17 protein-coding genes and 2 pseudogenes are annotated in these 16,106 nt (G+C 72.5%); 11 read left to right on the top strand and 8 right to left on the bottom strand.

The features are described 5' to 3' along the window. Positions 1-73: 73 nt before the first annotated feature. Complete coding sequence (locus QK440_RS38675) at positions 74-823, bottom strand: helix-turn-helix domain-containing protein (protein ID WP_282797949.1); 750 nt, start codon at positions 821-823, stop codon at positions 74-76. A 6-nt stretch (positions 824-829) separates the two neighbouring features. On the opposite strand from QK440_RS38675, the gene QK440_RS38670 reads away from it, so the two are divergent. Together QK440_RS38670 and QK440_RS38665 are read left to right on the top strand one after the other, a co-directional pair. After that, positions 830-1,201, top strand: a complete 372-nt coding sequence (locus QK440_RS38670; protein WP_282797948.1) for a hypothetical protein — start codon at positions 830-832, stop codon at positions 1,199-1,201. Between the two features lie 86 nt (positions 1,202-1,287). Continuing rightward, positions 1,288-2,406, top strand: coding sequence for an FAD-dependent oxidoreductase (locus QK440_RS38665; RefSeq protein WP_282797947.1), 1,119 nt, complete (start codon positions 1,288-1,290; stop codon positions 2,404-2,406). Between the two features lie 73 nt (positions 2,407-2,479). Here the strand turns inward: QK440_RS38665 and QK440_RS38660 are convergent, their stop codons facing one another. The 4 genes and pseudogenes from QK440_RS38660 to QK440_RS38645 all read right to left on the bottom strand — a co-directional run bounded on the left by QK440_RS38660 (position 2,480) and on the right by QK440_RS38645 (position 6,789). Then, positions 2,480-3,658 carry an acyl-CoA dehydrogenase family protein gene (locus tag QK440_RS38660; RefSeq protein ID WP_282797946.1) on the bottom strand — a complete coding sequence of 393 codons (1,179 nt, stop codon included), beginning with the start codon at positions 3,656-3,658 and terminating at the stop codon, positions 2,480-2,482. An 85-nt stretch (positions 3,659-3,743) separates the two neighbouring features. Then, on the bottom strand, positions 3,744-4,829 hold the full coding sequence (locus QK440_RS38655; RefSeq protein ID WP_282797951.1) for an acyl-CoA desaturase: 1,086 nt from the start codon (positions 4,827-4,829) through the stop codon (positions 3,744-3,746). Positions 4,830-4,872: 43 nt separating this feature from the next. Further along, positions 4,873-5,997 carry a ferredoxin reductase gene (locus QK440_RS38650; RefSeq protein ID WP_282797945.1) on the bottom strand — a complete coding sequence of 375 codons (1,125 nt, stop codon included), beginning with the start codon at positions 5,995-5,997 and terminating at the stop codon, positions 4,873-4,875. 402 nt (positions 5,998-6,399) lie between these two features. Next, positions 6,400-6,789 (bottom strand): annotated as a pseudogene (locus QK440_RS38645) (DUF5994 family protein). 137 nt (positions 6,790-6,926) lie between these two features. Between QK440_RS38645 and QK440_RS38640 the strand changes: the two are divergent. The 5 genes from QK440_RS38640 (at position 6,927) to QK440_RS38620 (ending at position 10,266) form a co-directional block, all read left to right on the top strand. Then, the gene (locus QK440_RS38640; protein WP_282797944.1) at positions 6,927-7,061 is read left to right on the top strand and encodes a hypothetical protein; all 135 of its coding nucleotides are present in this window, start codon (positions 6,927-6,929) and stop codon (positions 7,059-7,061) included. Positions 7,062-7,178: 117 nt separating this feature from the next. Further along, the gene (locus QK440_RS38635) at positions 7,179-7,835 is read left to right on the top strand and encodes a DUF5994 family protein (RefSeq protein WP_282797943.1); all 657 of its coding nucleotides are present in this window, start codon (positions 7,179-7,181) and stop codon (positions 7,833-7,835) included. A 104-nt stretch (positions 7,836-7,939) separates the two neighbouring features. Next, on the top strand, positions 7,940-8,530 hold the full coding sequence (locus QK440_RS38630; RefSeq protein ID WP_282797942.1) for a DUF5994 family protein: 591 nt from the start codon (positions 7,940-7,942) through the stop codon (positions 8,528-8,530). Between the two features lie 137 nt (positions 8,531-8,667). Further along, a complete protein-coding gene (locus tag QK440_RS41510; RefSeq protein ID WP_349239351.1) occupies positions 8,668-9,174 on the top strand; it encodes a hypothetical protein in 507 nt (168 codons plus the stop codon). A gap of 72 nt (positions 9,175-9,246) precedes the next feature. Next, positions 9,247-10,266, top strand: coding sequence for an acyl-CoA desaturase (locus QK440_RS38620; protein WP_282797941.1), 1,020 nt, complete (start codon positions 9,247-9,249; stop codon positions 10,264-10,266). Positions 10,267-10,874: 608 nt separating this feature from the next. Here QK440_RS38620 and QK440_RS38615 read toward each other — a convergent pair. The 3 genes from QK440_RS38615 to QK440_RS38605 all read right to left on the bottom strand — a co-directional run bounded on the left by QK440_RS38615 (position 10,875) and on the right by QK440_RS38605 (position 12,953). After that, entirely contained in the window at positions 10,875-11,651 is a 777-nt protein-coding gene (locus QK440_RS38615) for an SDR family oxidoreductase (RefSeq protein ID WP_282797940.1), read from the bottom strand. Positions 11,652-11,800: 149 nt separating this feature from the next. Further along, the gene (locus QK440_RS38610) at positions 11,801-12,559 is read right to left on the bottom strand and encodes a glucose 1-dehydrogenase (RefSeq protein WP_282797939.1); all 759 of its coding nucleotides are present in this window, start codon (positions 12,557-12,559) and stop codon (positions 11,801-11,803) included. 127 nt (positions 12,560-12,686) lie between these two features. Beyond that, positions 12,687-12,953 carry an Atu4866 domain-containing protein gene (locus QK440_RS38605; protein ID WP_282797938.1) on the bottom strand — a complete coding sequence of 89 codons (267 nt, stop codon included), beginning with the start codon at positions 12,951-12,953 and terminating at the stop codon, positions 12,687-12,689. Between the two features lie 140 nt (positions 12,954-13,093). Here QK440_RS38605 and QK440_RS38600 point away from each other — a divergent pair, with 140 nt between their 5' ends. From QK440_RS38600 to QK440_RS38585, 4 genes and pseudogenes are all read left to right on the top strand, one after another. Continuing rightward, complete coding sequence (locus QK440_RS38600) at positions 13,094-13,942, top strand: helix-turn-helix transcriptional regulator (protein WP_282797937.1); 849 nt, start codon at positions 13,094-13,096, stop codon at positions 13,940-13,942. Positions 13,943-14,094: 152 nt separating this feature from the next. Beyond that, the gene (locus QK440_RS38595; RefSeq protein ID WP_282797936.1) at positions 14,095-14,481 is read left to right on the top strand and encodes a recombinase family protein; all 387 of its coding nucleotides are present in this window, start codon (positions 14,095-14,097) and stop codon (positions 14,479-14,481) included. Between the two features lie 48 nt (positions 14,482-14,529). After that, positions 14,530-14,761, top strand: a pseudogene (locus tag QK440_RS38590) (SpoIIE family protein phosphatase); the annotation flags it as partial. Positions 14,762-14,978: 217 nt separating this feature from the next. Next, positions 14,979-15,692 (top strand): GAF and ANTAR domain-containing protein, encoded by a 714-nt coding sequence (locus QK440_RS38585; protein ID WP_282797935.1) that lies wholly within the window; start codon positions 14,979-14,981, stop codon positions 15,690-15,692. The last annotated feature ends 414 nt before the right edge of the window (positions 15,693-16,106 follow it).

The raw sequence follows: 16,106 nt of genomic DNA, 5'->3' as shown, positions 1-16,106 counted from the left end.
GACCATCTACCTGGCCGGACTCCACCTCGCCGCCATCTTCATCTGGTCCGCGCGGTGATCCGAAGGAAACGCCCTAGGCGTCAGCGCGTCGCAGAGAGGCAGGCGTACGCCCGATGAAGTCCCGGGCAGTACGGGTGAGGTGGGCCTGATCGGCGAAGCCTGCGGTGGCTGCGGCCAGGGCGGCAGTCGAATCCGGCAGGTCGGCGATCGCGGTGCGGAGCCGGCCCCATCGGCGCAAGCGCGCCAGCGTGACGCCCACCTCCCGCCGGACCAGGGCGCGCAGCCGCGGGGCCGACAGGCCGACTTCGCCGGCGAGGGAGGCGAGGGGCATGTTCGGGTCGCGCGACGTACACAGGTGGACGGCGTGGGCGACCCTCGGGTCGAGGAGGGATGGGCGCCCGGCGAGTGTCCGCAGCTCGGCGTATCCGGCGGCCAGGTCCACGCGGGTGCCTGGGCTGTCGGATTCGGTGGTGCCGAGCGCGGCGAGCACGCGGCGGACCTCGCCCGAACCGAGCCGTATCGGCTCCGGCCGTGGGGGCAGCAGCCAGGCGTCGACGAACAGGGCGATGTAGGGAGAGGTCGCCGCACAGGCGTGGGCCAGCTGGGGCGGAACGATCAGCCCGGGCGCCGCCACCATGGGCCGTCCCGGCTGGAGGAGTTCGGCGTGGCCACCGAGCGGCAGCACGGCTTTCCATACGGGCAGCTGATGTCGGGCGACGCGGAACGGGCGGGACTCGGCGAACATCGTCGCCTCGGTGCCGGAGGCGAAGACGATGCGGCGATCGTTTTGTTCAAGCGCCCAGGCGCGCGGTGCGTCGATCATCGTGCCATGCACGCTATCGCTTCCGTTGCCTTGGCGGTGTTTCTGGTCGTCACGGGGGTCGCGCACTTTCTGGTCCCCGGCTACTTCCGCACACTGGTGCCCGCGTGGCTCCGCCGGGAGCGGCTCCTCGTCGCCGCCAGTGGGGCGGCGGAGGTACTGGTGGGTGCGCTGGTGCTGGTTCCGTGCGGCAGGTGGGCCGGGGGCTGGGCCGCCGCTGCTCTGATCACCTGTTACCTGGTGTCCCACGTGGACGCGCTGCGCCGCGCGCGCCCGGACCGGCCCCGGCTCCTTGAGCGGCCGGCCGGTGCGGTGGCTCGGCTGGTGGTGAACGTCCTGTACATCGCCTGGGCGGTTGCCGTGGCCGCAACCGCGGCCTGAACGTCGATGCGCGGCGACCGATTGTCCGAGGTGGCGCAGAAGCCGCCCGTAGTCACAGAGCCCGTAGTCACAGAGGAAGTCATGCCATGAGTCATCGCCTCGTCGTCGTGGGCGCCGGTTACGCCGGTCTCCTTGCGGCCAAGCGCCTCGCCCGCAAGCTGCGCCGCAGCGATGTCACCATCACGCTGGTCAACGCCTCGGACCGGTTCGTCGAACGGGTCCGGCTCCATCAGGTGGCCGCCGGGCTGCGCCCTGCGGCGCTGTCCTTGCGTCAACAGCTCGGCGGTGCGTCGGTCCACCTGGTCGTCGGACGCGTGACCGCGATCGACACCACTGGCCGGACCGTGCGTCTGGACACCGCGCCCCAAGTGATCGGCTACGACACCCTGGTGTACGCGGTGGGCAGCCGCGCGCGGCTCGACAACGTCCCGGGCGCAGCCGAGCACGCGTACGCTGTCGCCGATTCCGAGCAAGCAACACGGCTGGCGCGCAAGGTCGCTGAAATAGCGTCAGGCAGCACTGTCGCGGTGGTCGGGGGTGGGCTGACCGGCCTTGAAACCGCCTCGGAACTGGCCGACAGCCACCCCGAGCTGCGCGTCCGGCTGTTCACCGGTGCTGACGACGTGGGGTACGGACTCGCGCCGCGCGCCCGGACCCACCTGCGGCGCGCTCTCGACCGGCTGGGCGTCTCGGTCCACCCGAAGACCCTTGTCGCGGTGGTCCGCCAGGACGGCCTGGACACCCGCGACGGCGCGTCGTTCGCCGCTGACGCCGTCGTGTGGACCACCGGGTTCCAGGCGCCGGAGCTGGCGCGCGAGGCAGGATTCGCGACGGATGAGGGCGGCCGGATGCTCGTCGACGCCACCCTGCGCTCGATCTCACACCCTGAGGTGTACGCCGTCGGCGACGCGGCTTCCGGGGTGTCGGGCGGCGGAGCGCCGAGCCGAATGTCCTGCCAGGCAGCCCTGCCCATGGGCCGGGGTGTGGCCGACGTCGTCGCAGCTCGGCTGACGGGCCGGGAACCCGGGCCCGTTCGGATCGGTTACGCCTTCACCAACATCAGCCTTGGCCGGCGTGACGGTGTCGTCCAGTTCACCCACGCCGACGACCGGCCGCGCGGGCTCGTCCTGACAGGACGCGCCGCGGCGGCCTTCAAGGAGGCCGTCGTGCGCAGCACCGTACGGTCCGGGCCGCGTGGTGACTAGCTGTGGGCAGCGAGCGCGACGAGTGGTCGAGCCAGGGGGCGGGCCCGAGGTCGCCCGTTCCCTGATGGTCAGGTCAGCTCAGGTCCAGGAAGCTCCACCGGGCGTCCGGCCGGGCACCGCTCAGCACCTTGCCGCAGTTCTGCAGCACGACCGGGCTCGACGTGATGTGCTGCGCGCCCGTCCCGAGGTCGCGCAGGAAGCGGTCGACCGGGCCACGTCGGATCGCCGCCGAGCCGGCCCAGCGGTGGACGGTGCGGCCCACCTCGTACACGGTCGAGGTCGTGTGGTTCAGGACGAGGCGGATCAGAGTGTCCTGCTCCGTGCTCGGCGGCTCGTCCTGGTCCAGGGTCCGCTCGACGTCCCGCCACACGTCGTGCACCCAGGCCCGCGCCGCCCGCAGACCGGCCTCCGCCGTCGCGTACGCGGCGTGGAACTGGGAGGTGTCGACCGCGGCACCCCGCGAACCGGTCCGCGCCGCGGCGACCCGCTTCAGTTCGTCCAGGAGCCGTCGGCCGACGCCGAGGGCCCAGCCCGTGTGTCCGATCGCCGCCATGTCGACCAGGCCGAGGCGGTAGAGGGCGCCGCCGGTGACCGGGGTGTGCGTGGTCGCGACATAGGTGTACTCGTGCGGAACGTACACGTCGGTGCAGTGGTAGTCGACGCTGTGTGTCGCGCGCAGCCCGAGCACGTCCCAGTTGCCGTCCAGGGTCACGCGCGCCTTCGGCATCGCGAGGACCCGCAGCTCGCCGGTGCCCTCGACCTCGACCGCGCTGTGGATGTGGGTGGCGTGCGCCATCCCGGAGGCGAACTGCCACCGGCCGGTGACCCGGTAGCCGCCCTCCACGGGGACGGCCCGGCCGGGGCGTGTGCCGTGCCCGGAGAGCAGTGCGTGCCTGCCGTTCGGCACGTCCGGGAACAGTTCGGCCGCCGCGTCCCCGGCGAGGTACGCCGCGGTGGTCCCGGTCATCGTCTGCAGCGCGAACATGGTCCATCCGGCCGCGGCGTCGTGGTAGCTCACGCGCTCCGCTGTCTCGACCAGTTGCCGCGGCGCGAACTCGTGCCCGCCGAGGTTCAGCGGCAGCCCGGCCCGTACGATCCCGGTGCCCAGCAGGGCCCGCGCCGTGTCCTCCGGCAACCTCCCCGCGTCCTCCGCGGCGTCGGCCTGTTCATCGAGCGTCCCGCCGATCGCGTCGATCCGCTCCAGCACACCCGCCAGTTCCGCACTGACGTGCAGCCGCCCTCCGCCCCCCATGCGTCCTTCTCCTCGCGTACTGTTGCCCGATCGCCTCACGTACCCACCGGTGCCCCAAGCCGTGGAGCCCGAAGTCGTCCCCCCGTCAGGGCAGGGCGTGACGCAGTACGCGGTTCCACATGGACGCGTACTGGCGCCACAGCGGTCCGGTGACGTACGGGAGGCCGTAGCGGTCGCAGATCTCCCTCACCCGGGGCGCCATCCGGGTATAGCGGTTGCTGGGCAGGTCGGGGAAGAGGTGGTGCTCGATCTGATGGCTGAGGTTGCCGGTGAGCAGGTGCAGGAGCGGGCCTCCCTCGATGTTCGCCGAGCCCTGGATCTGGCGCAGGTACCATTCCCCGCGGCTCTCACCGTCGAGCCGTTCCTCGGTGAAGGTCTGTACGTCGTCCGGGAAGTGGCCGCAGAAGATGACCGTGTGGGCCCAGATGTTGCGGGCGGTCGCGGCGGTGAGGTTGCCCAGGAGGCAGGGCAGCGCGGAGGGGCCGGCGAGCAGCGGGAAGAGGACACAGTCCTTGGCCGCCTGGCGGACCGCCTTGCGTGCCAGTCCGGTCACGTCGCCCAGGAAGGCGCGTACGCTCTTGCGCCCCGACGCCACCGCGTCGGCCTCCAGGTCGTACAGGGCGATGCCCCACTCGAAGACGGGCGCCAGCAGGGCCGTGTACACGGGTTGCAGCAGATGGACCGGGCGCCAGGGCTGGTCCGGGCTCATGCGCAGGACCGTGTAGCCGAGGTCGCGGTCACGGCCGACGACGTTGGTGTACGTGTGGTGCAGGTGGTTGTGGGTGCGCTTCCAGGCGTCGGCCGGGGTGGCGAAGTCCCACTCCCAGGTGGTCGAGTGGATCGCCGGGTCGCCCAGCCAGTCCCATTGGCCGTGCAGGATGTTGTGGCCCAGCTCCATGTTCTCCAGTGTCTTGGCGAGCGCGAGCAGGGCGGTGCCCGCCGCCCAGGCGGGCGGGAAGAGGGAGACGGCCAGCGCGAGGCGGCCACCGGCTTCGCAGCCGCGCTGCACGGCGATCACCATACGGATGTAGTGGGCGTCGTCCGGTCCGCGGTCCGCCACGATCTCGGCGCGGAGCCGGTCCAGTTCCCGGCCGAGCTGTTCGGCCCGGTCGGCGTCCGACACCGCGGGCGGTGCGGTTCCACCGGCTCCGGTGTCCGTCGCGGCGGGCATCGACATGGGTACGGGCATGGGTCTCCTCGTGGGGATCTGGTTCTCACAGGTCGAGGACGAGCGGCCCCGCGGCACCGTTGACGCAGGTCTGGATCAACTCCCCCGGCTCGCCCCGGAGTTCACCGGTCCGTAGATCGCGCACGCGGCCGTGAAGGAGCGGGACGAGGCAGCCCAGGCACAGGCCGCGCCGGCACCCGTACGGCATCGGCACGCCCGCCGACTCACCGACCGCGAGGAGGGACGCGGCAGGCGTCGCGTCCGTCTCCACGGCACTGCGGTCGAACCGCACCCGGCCGCCGACGGCATCCGGTCCCGGCACCCGCACGGGTGCCAGGTGGAAACGCTCCACCCGCAGGTGTGCCCGCATGCCCACGGCGTCCCACTGCGCCTCGACCGCGTCGAGGAATCCGGCCGGGCCGCACGCCCAGGTCTCCCGGCGGCGCCAGTCCGGGCAGAGTTCACCGATCCGCTCCGCGGTGAGCCGCCCTTCCGTACGCGTGTACGTCAGGCGCGTGCTCAGCCAGGGCGAGCGGCGTGCCAGTGCGGCGAGTTCGGCGTGGAACAGGCACTCGGCCGGTGACGGCGCGCTGTGCAGGAGCAGAGTGTCCGGAGCGGCGCCGCCGCGCCGTGCGAGCGTGCGCAGCATCCCCATGACGGGCGTGAGGCCGCTGCCCGCCGTCACGAAGAGGAGCCGGCCCGGCAGCGGCTGCGGCAGCACGAACTCCCCCTGCGCCGGGCCGAGCCGCAGCACGGTGCCGGGTGCGGTCCGGTGTACCAGGTGCGGGGACACCCGGCCACCGGGACAGGCCTTCACCGTGACGGTGATCTCGCTGCCGGATCCGCCGCCGGGTCCGCAGCCGGGCGGTGAGGTGATCGAGTACGTACGCCAGTGCCGTACGCCGTCGATCTCCACTCCGAGCGGCAGGTACTGCCCGGCCCGGTGACCGTTCCACCCCCTGCCCGGCCGGATCACCAGCGTGGCCGCACCGGGTGTCTCCCGCCGCACGGCCCTCACCCGGCCCGCGGGATGCCGTGCCGACCACAGCGGGTCGATCAGGCCGAGGTAGTCGTCCGGCGTGAGCGGACTGGTCAGCCAGGACACGGCCGCGAGCGCGGCGCGGGCGCCGGGCCGCAGTGCTCCCGGCGGGAGCCAGGGACGTACGGACATGCGGGCATCCCTCCCCTCAGGCATCCGTGGACCGGGCCTCACCCCTGGTCCGGGACTCGGCCCGCTCCCGTGCCGGGCTCTCTCCCGGCCCCCTGTGTCGGTCCGCGCCCGGCCGACGTCGCAGGACCCTCCTCGAGCTCGCGACATCACCGGAGCAGGAGGACCCCATGACCGGAGGGGCCCATGACCGAGCGAAACACACCGCGCGCCGGACCACACCGCCGCACGGCACGCTTTGCGCCTCCCTCAGCACGGCCCCTGTCAGGCGGGACGCGCCGGTGCCCAGCGTGCGACGCCGCCGACGTGCCCGAGAACGACCCGATGGCGACGGGCCGGCCGCCCCCCGCCTCCCGGGCGCGGGGACCCGGAACCGCGCATGCCGACGGCGCGGCTCGGCCGTTCTCAGGACCGCGCCCGGAAGGTCGCCGCGGAGGCCGCCGCCACCGCGACGCTCTCCGTGCCCGTCGCCCTCTCCATGATCGGTTTCGCGGCCTCCTCGGTCGTGTCCGGCGGGACGACGAGCAGGTCCCAGCGCCCGTGGCCGGGGGCGAGCAGGACGACGGTGTGCGCCGCCGTGGCCGTCAGGCTCCTGCGCAGACGGACCATCCGGCCGCCGGCCACCATCCGGTCCGGCGCCGGCGACCACACCGCGCCGCTCACCACGACACTGGCGATGCGCCTTCAGGTGGCAGGAACCCCGGCGAGCAACCCGGGGAGTTCGGCGGACAGATCGTACGAGCGCGGCCACCATGCCCCGTCGATGGCTCGCGGCCCTCCGGCACGCGGGGCCAGGCGCAGGCGGAGCGGAGGCGGGGAGGGGGCCGGAGGTGTGGCGGAGAGTGCGGTGTGGAGGTCATGGGCGCGACTCCTGGCGGCTGCCGTGATCGGACGGTGGCGTGGCGGATGGCTCCCCCCGGGGACAAGGCGGGGTGCCTACCCGAGCGCGGGGCGTCATCAGCGTCCTGCAAGAGGCCGGGGAGGCGGGAGTGATGGGCGTCCGGGACATGGACGGGCTCCTCGCCCTGGTTGCGGACGGCGCGGCCGGGGTCCAGGGCTGCCCGTGAGGGGACGGACGGCGAGGGAGGGAGTGCTCCGAGCGGTAGGGCACCGGCACTCGCAGGCCCTCGCCTCTTCACCGTACTCCTGACCGTACTCCTGTCGGACGGTATCCGGCCGAGCCTATGCTGGAGCAGCCGGACGCTCCTCGTGCGCCGACTCCGCCCGGCGTCGCTTCCGGCGCACCACGACACCGGGCCGTGCCGTCAGGGGCCCGAAGAGGGGCGTGCGTCGTGAACGCACCCATCGTCCAACGGGGTTCGGCCGGCCACGGGCGATCTGCCACGTACCCGCCGGCCAGGCTCGCGCTGCGCCCGCCGACGTTTCCGCCGGGTCCGGTGTGCGGAGCCTGGTGGCCGCGCACCGATGACCTCGCCGCCGAACTGGCCGCGCTGACCGACGTGTTCGACACCTCCGGCGGTCGCGTGACACGGATCGCGGTTCACCACGGAAGCTGGCCGCACGAGCCGCGCACCCTCCCTGTGACGGGTCACACGGTCACGGCCACCTGGTACACGTCCGGTATCGACCCCCACACGATCCGCCTCTTCTCCTGCGGTGCCCGGCGTTGGGACCTGCTCGTCGTCCCGCCGCGCAGCGCGGCCGACGTGGCGGCCCGGCTGATGACCGCGGCGACCGACCCCTCCCTCCGCCTCACCGGCACGGCCCTGATGGCGGCCGCGGGCCCGTCCGGGCAACCGGGTACGGCCCGCTGTAACCGGGTACGGCCCGCTCGGCGGCCGGTGGCCGGGCAGTCGTGGTCGGCGCCTCCGCAGGAGTAGGCTTGACATTGCCGAGAGGATCTCTCGACCGGCTTCCATATCCGGTCTCCCGCTCGGTCTCATCGCACCGGGCCGGCACGACAGCCCGGGGACAGGTCGACACCATGACGGTGATCACCGCACGATCCCTGCCGACCACGCCGCCCACCGAGTCCTCTGAGTCCTCTGAGTCCTCCGGCCGCCCACCGCTGCGGCTGTCCCTCAAACCCCCGGGCCCGCGCTCGGGTCTGCTCGACGGCGCCTGGTGGCCGCGCACCCGCGACCTCGCCCGGGAACTCCCCGCCCTGACCGACCTGCTGGATCACCGGTGGGGCCGTATCACGCGCGTCACGGTCAACCCGACACACTGGCCCGACGTGCCGCGCAAGGCCCCCGTCAACGGCCATGTGGTCAAGGTGGGCTGGTATCTCGCCGAGCAGGACCCGCACCAACTCCTGCTGCTCTCCTACCGCGTCGGGCGCTGGGACCTCCTGGTCGTCCCCCCGGAGACCGGGCCGGAGTCAGCCGCGTGGCTCATGGCCGCCGCCTGTGATCCCCGGACGGCCCGGACGGGCAGCGCGCTCATGGCCGACGAGCTGGACCGCCACCCCGCGGCCCCGGCCGCTGCGGTCCCGGCGAGCCGCGCACCGGCAGAGGAGTGGGAGGCGGAGGGCGGTGCCGTGATCGCACCCGTCGGCCCGGCCGGCGGCGGATGACGGCCGTGGACACCGGCAGCGCCGTCGCCGTCGCCCGCGCGACGATCGCCCCGGGGCGTTCGTGACCCACCTGCTCAACGCCCGGCACGCCGAACGGATCGCGCCGGGCCGGTACGGCCGTCGTCCTCCCGGACACCATGGCGCCGACAGCCCCACGCCGCCACGACCCGACGGAGGAGCACCGGTCGGCGTCCCTCCCCGCCGCGACCATCGGGACGGTGGCCGCGGACGCCTCCGCCCACGGCGAAGGACCAGCAGGACCAGAGGACCAGCAGGACCAGCAGGACCAGCAGGACCAGCAGGACCGACCGAGCCACGAAGGGCCCAAGGACATGAGCGAGCACACGACGACGCGACCCGAGCCGACCGGGCCGCACGGCCAGGAACAACCGGCCGACGGGCACGCAGAAGTCCGCATCGTCGCCGCCGACCCCGACGCGGCCCGGAGGATCGCGCTGGTCCTGAGCCGGTACTTCGTCTGCGACGAGCCCCGCAGCTACCCCACGGGCGACGCGGGCGGCGGCACCCGGCTCCACCTGTCGGTGGACACCCTGCTCACCCGAGCCCCCGTCCCGGCAGCCACGTCCTGGCTCACCGAGAGCCGCTCGCAGGCACGGCGCACCCACGCCGGCGAAACGGACTGACCCCCGGCCGCACCACCGATCCCGGCCCCGGACCCCGGCCACGTCTTCCCGACCGAGGTCAAGGAGCCTTGCATGTCGACCAGTTCCACCCTTTCCCAGGTCCCCGCCCCGCCGCACGGCGTCACCACGTCCCAGGCGTACGACGGGGCCGCCCCCTTCCCCACCGACGACCGCCCGGCGCCCGCGCGCGGCGGCGGCGAGCGGCTGTACGTGACGGTGACGGCGGCGATCGTCGTCCTGCCGTTCCTCGCGCTCGGTCTGGCCGTCTGGCTGCTGTGGGGTCGTCTCGTGCACCCCGCCGACGTCCTGCTCGCCCTCGGCCTGTACGTCGTCACGGGGCTCGGAGTCACGGTCGGCTTCCACCGCGGCCTGACCCACGGCGGATACCGGGCCGCCCGGCCCGTCCGGGTCGCCCTCGCGGTGGCCGGGTCGATGAGCTTCCAGGGCGACGTCATCGGCTGGGTCGCCACCCACCGCCGCCACCACGCCTTCACCGACCGCCCCGGAGACCCGCACTCCCCGTACCGCTACGGCACGCACCTGCGCGGACAGCTACGCGGCCTGGCCCACTCCCACGTGGGCTGGCTGTTCCGCAACGATCCCACCCCGGCCGAGCGCTACGCCCCCGACCTGCTCGCCGACCGCGACATCCGCGCCGTCTCCCGGGCCTTCCCGGCTCTGTGCGTCCTCACCGTGGCCCTCCCCTTCGCCCTCGGCTGGGCGATCGGCGGAACCTGGGTCCACGCCACCACCGCCCTGCTGTGGGCGGGCCTCGTGCGGATCGCGCTGCTCCACCACGTGACCTGGAGCGTCAACTCCCTGTGCCATGTGATCGGACGGCGCCCGTTCCGCACCCGGCGCCACGACCGGGCCACCAACCTGTGGCCCCTCGCCCTGCTCTCCTTCGGTGAGAGCTGGCACAACCTCCACCACGCCGACCCCACCAGCGCCCGCCACGGCGTGGACCGCGGCCAGCTCGACCCCTCCGCCGCCGTCATACGACTCCTCGAACGCCTGGGCTGGGTCCACGACGTGCGCTGGCCGACGCCGGACCGCGTCGCGGCCCGCCGCGCCCGAACCCCTGACGCGTGAGCGGATGCCCTGCCTGGACGCGAGCCCTCCGGAATGCCCGTCCTCCCGTCGCCGCCCAGGAGCCCGGCGGGTACGCCCGCGGCTCTTCGGCGGAACTCTCAGCCATCCTCGCCTCCGCCTGGAGTTCGACGTCCTGGACCGCCTGCCCGCACCCGTACCGCCGCGGGAAGCCGCCTGGCTGAGGCGAAACCGCCCTGACCTCGCCTCGCTCACGGGTCGACGCCCCGCGGTTCTCCGCCCAGGACGTCGCCGGGAGCTCCGGCCCGTCACGCCCGGCTGCGCCACCGGCCCCGCAGGACCGCCCGTACCGCCCCCCGGCGGGTATGCGGTTCCTGTGGCGGCAGCGGAGAGGGAGGGGAGCCGCCGTGCGCCCCGGACCCCGCACCGCGGAAGGTGAGCGTATGACCAAGGACAGCGCCGCGTCCCTGGTGGCGTTGATGCAGGCCAGTCACACCGCCACGCTGGAGGAGCTGCCCTGGATGATCGCGTGGCACGCCGCCGCGGCCGGGATGTACGACACGGCCGTCTTCGTCGTGGACCTCCGCGAGACGGTGCTGCGGCAGCTCACGGGGGCCGTGGTCGCCAGATATGTGCTGTCTGATGCGTCGCTAGAGCGCGGTGAAACCGCCGTCAGCGGCGACCACGGCTCCCGTGACGAAGCTGGAGCGGGGCGAGACGAGGAAACACAGGACTTCGGCGATCTCCTCGGGCTGCGCCACACGTCCCAGTGGCTGCGCGGCGGCGAAGGACGCCAGGTAGGCGCGGCTGTCGGGGCGGATCGTGTCGAGGAAGTCCGTCTCGATGACGCCCGCGGCTACGAGGTTGGCGCGGATGCCCAGCGGGCCGCCCTCGACGGCGAGCACCTTGGTCAGTTGGGCCAGAGCGCCCTTCGACGCACTGTAGGCGACGCCTTCGGGCAGGGCGACGGTGGAGGCGTACGAGCCGGTGTTGACGATGGCGCCGCCGCCACGGCTCTTCATGGCCCGGAATGCCTCGCGGGCGCAGAAGAAGGAGCCGCGGGCGTTGACCGCCATCACGGTGTCCCAGTCCTCGGCCGTGGTTTCGGTGACGGGTTTGTTCTGGGTGCGCCCGGCATTGTTCACGAGGATGTCCAGTCCGCCGAAGGCGTCCAGGGCCGTTGCCACCGCGCGGTGGGCGGTCTCCTCCTGGGTAATGTCACCGCTTGTCGTGACGACGCCAGGAAATTCCCCCGCCAGGTTCGTGACGTCGGGGCGGAGGTCGAGGGCGACGATCCGGGCACCGCGGGCGTGGAGGAGCGCCACGGTCTCCCGGCCCACCCCTCGCGCGGCTCCAGTGACGAGGGCGATCTTCCCAGCGAACTCGGTGGATTCGGACGTTGCGGCGGATGTGGCTGCAGGTGTCATGAAGCGGCCCCTGGAGAAGGTGAGTGTGACTGCGGGCGCCGGTGCAGGGCACCTGAAGTGCTGTGCAGTGGTGCGGTGCGTGGACCGGGTAGGCCGCGCCGTTGACGCATTCACGGCAGGCCAACGTGAACGTCGTACGGTTGGGTTGTTCAGTGCGCGGTGAGCCCGCCGTCGACCACCAGTTCCGCGCCGGTGACGAACGAAGAGTCGTCGCAGGCCAGGAAGAGGATCGCGGGTGCGATCTCGTCGGCGCGGCCGGCTCGGCGCATGGGGGTGCGTTGGATGTCCGGCTGCTGGTCGCCCTGGTCGTCCAGGAGTTCCTGGATCATCGGCGTGGCGATCACGCCGGGATGCACCGAGTTGATCCGTACTCCCTGCCGGGCGTACTCGACCGCGGCGGTCTTGCTCAACAGGCGCACGGCCCCCTTGGACGCCTGGTAGGCGGCAGCGGCACCGCTTCCTACCAGGCCGAGTACTGACGACGTATTGATCACCGACGCGTTGCCGTTCGCGCGCAGGAGCGGCATCGCCGCCTTCATGCCGAGCCATGTGCCTTTCTGGTTCACATCGATGACGCGGTCCCACGCCTCTTCCCGCGTGTCCTCGATACCTGGCCAGTCCAGGATGCCGGCGAGGTTCACGAGCACGTCCAGCGTTCCGAACCGTTCGCGTACGACGGTGATCACTTCGTCCCACTCCCGCGCGGAGGAGACATCGAGGCGAGCAGCGACGACCTCCGCGCCTTGTGCCGCGATCCGGTGGGACAGGTCACGCAGGGGGCCTTCGGCGATATCGGTGATCACCAGCCGGGCGCCTTCGCGGGCGAAGAGTTCGGCGGTCGCTGTGCCGAGGCCGCCGGTCGCGCCCGTGATCAGCGCGACCTTGCCGGCAAGTCGCTGTCCTGTCATGGATATGGTCCTTGATTCTCGTTGCTGCTGGCTGACTGACTGGCTGACTGACTGCTGTGCCGGGATTTCCTGGTTCGCCGACGGCGGATTCGCCCCCGGGGCCCAGGGCAGCCGTGGCCCGGCCTCTCTACGACGACTTCGGCTCCCGGTAGAGCACGAGGTGCTCGTGATAGAGCACCCCGCCCCGGATGTCGCCCGTGGCGGTGAACCCGGTGTCGTCGACGTAGTCCAGGTGGCTGCCGGTCACCGTGTACCGGCCGGTGTACGCGCTGTGCCGCCCGCCGCGGGCTTCGTCGTAGCGGCCGTCGGGCAGCAGCTCCTGACGGATGTGACCATCCGCGGACACCCACATCCCCACCACGTCAACGTGGTCGCCCTCAACGGTCCCGGCCATGGCGGACTCCTCTCCTCGAAGGGTGTGGTCCTTCCCCGCTCCACCGAGTCTGGGCAGGTCAGCGGCCATCAACCAGGACGCGCGCTGCCTGGGTGTGGCACACCCGGGCAGCGCACCGGGCCACCGCCTAGCCTGAACACATGGACGACAACCACCTGGGAGACTTCCTGCGCGCACGCCGCGACGGCCTGCGGCCGGAGGACGTCGGCATGGCGAGCTACGGGGCCCGCAGAGTCGCCGGACTGCGCCGCGAGGAGGTCGCCGTCCTGGCCGGAGTGAACGCCGACTACTACACCCGCCTGGAACAGGGCCGCGAGCGCAACCCCTCACCCCAGGTGGTCGACGCGCTCAGCCGCTCGCTGCGCCTCGACGCGGACGCACGCGCGCACTTGTACCGGCTGGCCGGGGCCACGCCGAACGACCAGCCCTCCGTCCACGCCGCCGAGCGGGTCAGCCCTTCGCTGCGACAGCTCATGGACGGTTACCCGAACACTCCAGCGTTCGTCATGAGCCGGACTCTGGACCTCCTCGCCGTCAACGCCCTGGCCGATGCCCTCTATGCCCCGTTCGAGCCGGCGGACAACTTGGCCCGCATGACCTTCCTCGACCCCGCGGGCCGCAACTTCTACGCGGACTGGGACCGGGCAGCACTGGCCACCGTCGCCAACCTCCGCGAGGCAACCGGATTCGACCCTGACAACCCACGGCTACGCGAACTCGTCCGCACCCTCACTGAGCACAGCGCGGACTTCACCCGCCTCTGGAACGCCCACGCCGTGCGCGGCAAGACCCAGGACGCCAAACGCTTCCTCCACCCGGACGTCGGCCCCCTCACCCTCACTTACCAGGCTTTCGACGTACGCGACGCCCCCGGCCAGCAGCTCGTCATCTACCACGCGGAACCAGGCAGTCCCAGTGCCCAGTCCCTCAATCTGCTCGGTTCCATCCACGCCACCCGGCGCCGGTCCGACCTCCGGCCCCACCGCTGATCAGCCGACGGAACATGGGAATAGGTCGGCAATAGTGCCCGGTCGATGCTGGAGGCCGCCGTGAAGCTCGCCGGGGAGATCCGTTCCTCCGGCGTCGGGTCACCCTCGTCGTCCACGAACACAAACGACTCGGCCGCGGCATCGAACTCGCCATGCTCGCCGAGGAACTGAAGGCGAGCGACGTCGGCCTGGAGTTCCTCACCGGGGAGCTGAAGGGCTCGCACGACCCGTCCGGCATCGTGTTCACCGTGCTCGCCGCGATGTCCGGCATGGAGCGCGAGTACATCCGCGACCGCACCCTCGAAGGCCACGAGTCCGCCCGCAAGCGAGGCAAGACCATCGGCGGCGCCGGCGTCACCGACGAGTCCATGCTCTCCATGGCTCTCCACCTGCGTAGCCAGGAGAGGAGTCTGCGCGACATCGCCAAGCGTCTCGTCATCACCACGGGCGCGAAGAAGGGCCGGCACCCCTCACCCGCCACCGTCATGCGGATGCTGCGCGAACACGACGAACAGGCCGCCACGGCGGCGAGCGCGTGATCATCGGGCTGGTTCGCGGCTGGTGTCTGAGCTAGGACTCCGGGGCCGATCCAGCAGTTCGGCACCAGCCGCTACGTCACCGGCGTCCTGGCCGACCTGGACCTGGAGGCGGGCCCGGTTCACCTGGGTCAACCGCGGCCACCACCTGCCGGTCCTGATCCGCGGCAACCGGTGGACCACGGAGCTGCCCTGCCCCCCGGCCGGCCCGATGGGCGCCGACCTGCGCCTGCCCGTGACCGAGGCCACCGAGCAACTCCAACCCGGCGACCGGCATTTGCTGTAGTTGACGCCGTGAGCCGCGCCCCGGTCCGGCGGGCGCACCCGCCACGCGTCCGGGGCCCACGGCGTACCGCAGGAGCGTGCGCGGGGCGATCCGGGGCACTCGGGATGCGCGGAGGGAGCGGTGCCCGCACGTCAGGGGCCCTCCGCCCGTACGGCTGGCGAGTGCGGCCGGGACGGGCGGGCGCCCGTCATGAGTGAGGGCAGCGGAGGGACGGATGGCGGCCGAGGCGATGAAGACGGTGCGGCTGGTGGCGGAGGCCGCGGCGGGCGTGCCCGACCGGGAGGTTCCCCGGCGGGTGTGCGCGGCGGTGTGCGAGGGGCTCGGGATGGGCGGTGCCACGCTGTCGCTGCTCACCGACACCCCGTCGCGCCAACTGCTGGCCGCCACCAACGACGACGCCCTGCTCCTGGAGGAAACCCAGTTCACGGTGTTGGAGGGGCCCTGCATCGAGGCCGCGCAGACGGGTGAGCCCGTGGCGCTGGACGATCTGTGGCGGGACCTGACGCCGTGGCCCCTGTTCGGGGCGGAGGTGCGACAGAAGCTGCCGCAGGTGCGGTCCGTGTACGGCTTCCCTCTCTTCTTCGGCGACTACGTCCTCGGCTCGGTCGACCTGCTGGCGTACGACGCCCACGCTCTGGACGCGGAGGGCCTGGAGGAGGCGGCCGCCGTGGCCAACGCGGTGACGGTCGCCCTCATGCCCACCCGCGAGATGCTGCTGACCGGCTCCGATGCCCCGTCGTGGGAGCCGGAGGAGGTGGTGCGCGCCCACTGGTACGACACCTCGCGCGCCGTCGGCACCCTGGCGGCCCGGCGCGGCGTCGCCCCGGAGGACGCCCTCGCCCTCCTGCGCGCCGAGGCCTTCCGCACCGGCCGCTCCCTGGCGGACATCACGGCCGACGTCCTGCGCGACCCGCCGCGTACGCCCTAGGTACGCGCCGTGGCGGCGTCTCCATTGGGCTCGGGAGGCAGGCGGACGGTGAGAGCGCTGCCCCGCCGGCGCCGACATCGCACAGGCGTGCGGCGGCAGCGGACACGGCGGCGTACGGACATCGAGGGGTGCGGTACGCGAGGGGCGCCGGGGGCGGGGAGTGGCTTCGGTGCGCGGCGGAAGGGGCCCGGGAGGGGCTCCGGTGCGCTCGGGCCGGACGGGCCGGGCGCGTACCCGTTGGGCGAGAAGCGAACGGAGTGAGCAACCCGGCGGTGTGGACACCGGTGTTCTGGTTACGCGGTACCCGCTTCCAAGCGCGTCACCGCGCCATCTTGGTGCGTTTACGGCAGGTTGATAACCCCATGCGGCACATGTCACTGATGTAAGGAATGTTGATGACTCAACAGGCGGCAC

The sequence above is a fragment of the Streptomyces sp. CC224B genome (assembly GCF_030010595.1).
In the GTDB taxonomy this organism is placed as follows: domain Bacteria; phylum Actinomycetota; class Actinomycetes; order Streptomycetales; family Streptomycetaceae; genus Streptomyces; species Streptomyces longispororuber.
This window is presented reverse-complemented; position numbering and strand designations above follow the sequence as displayed.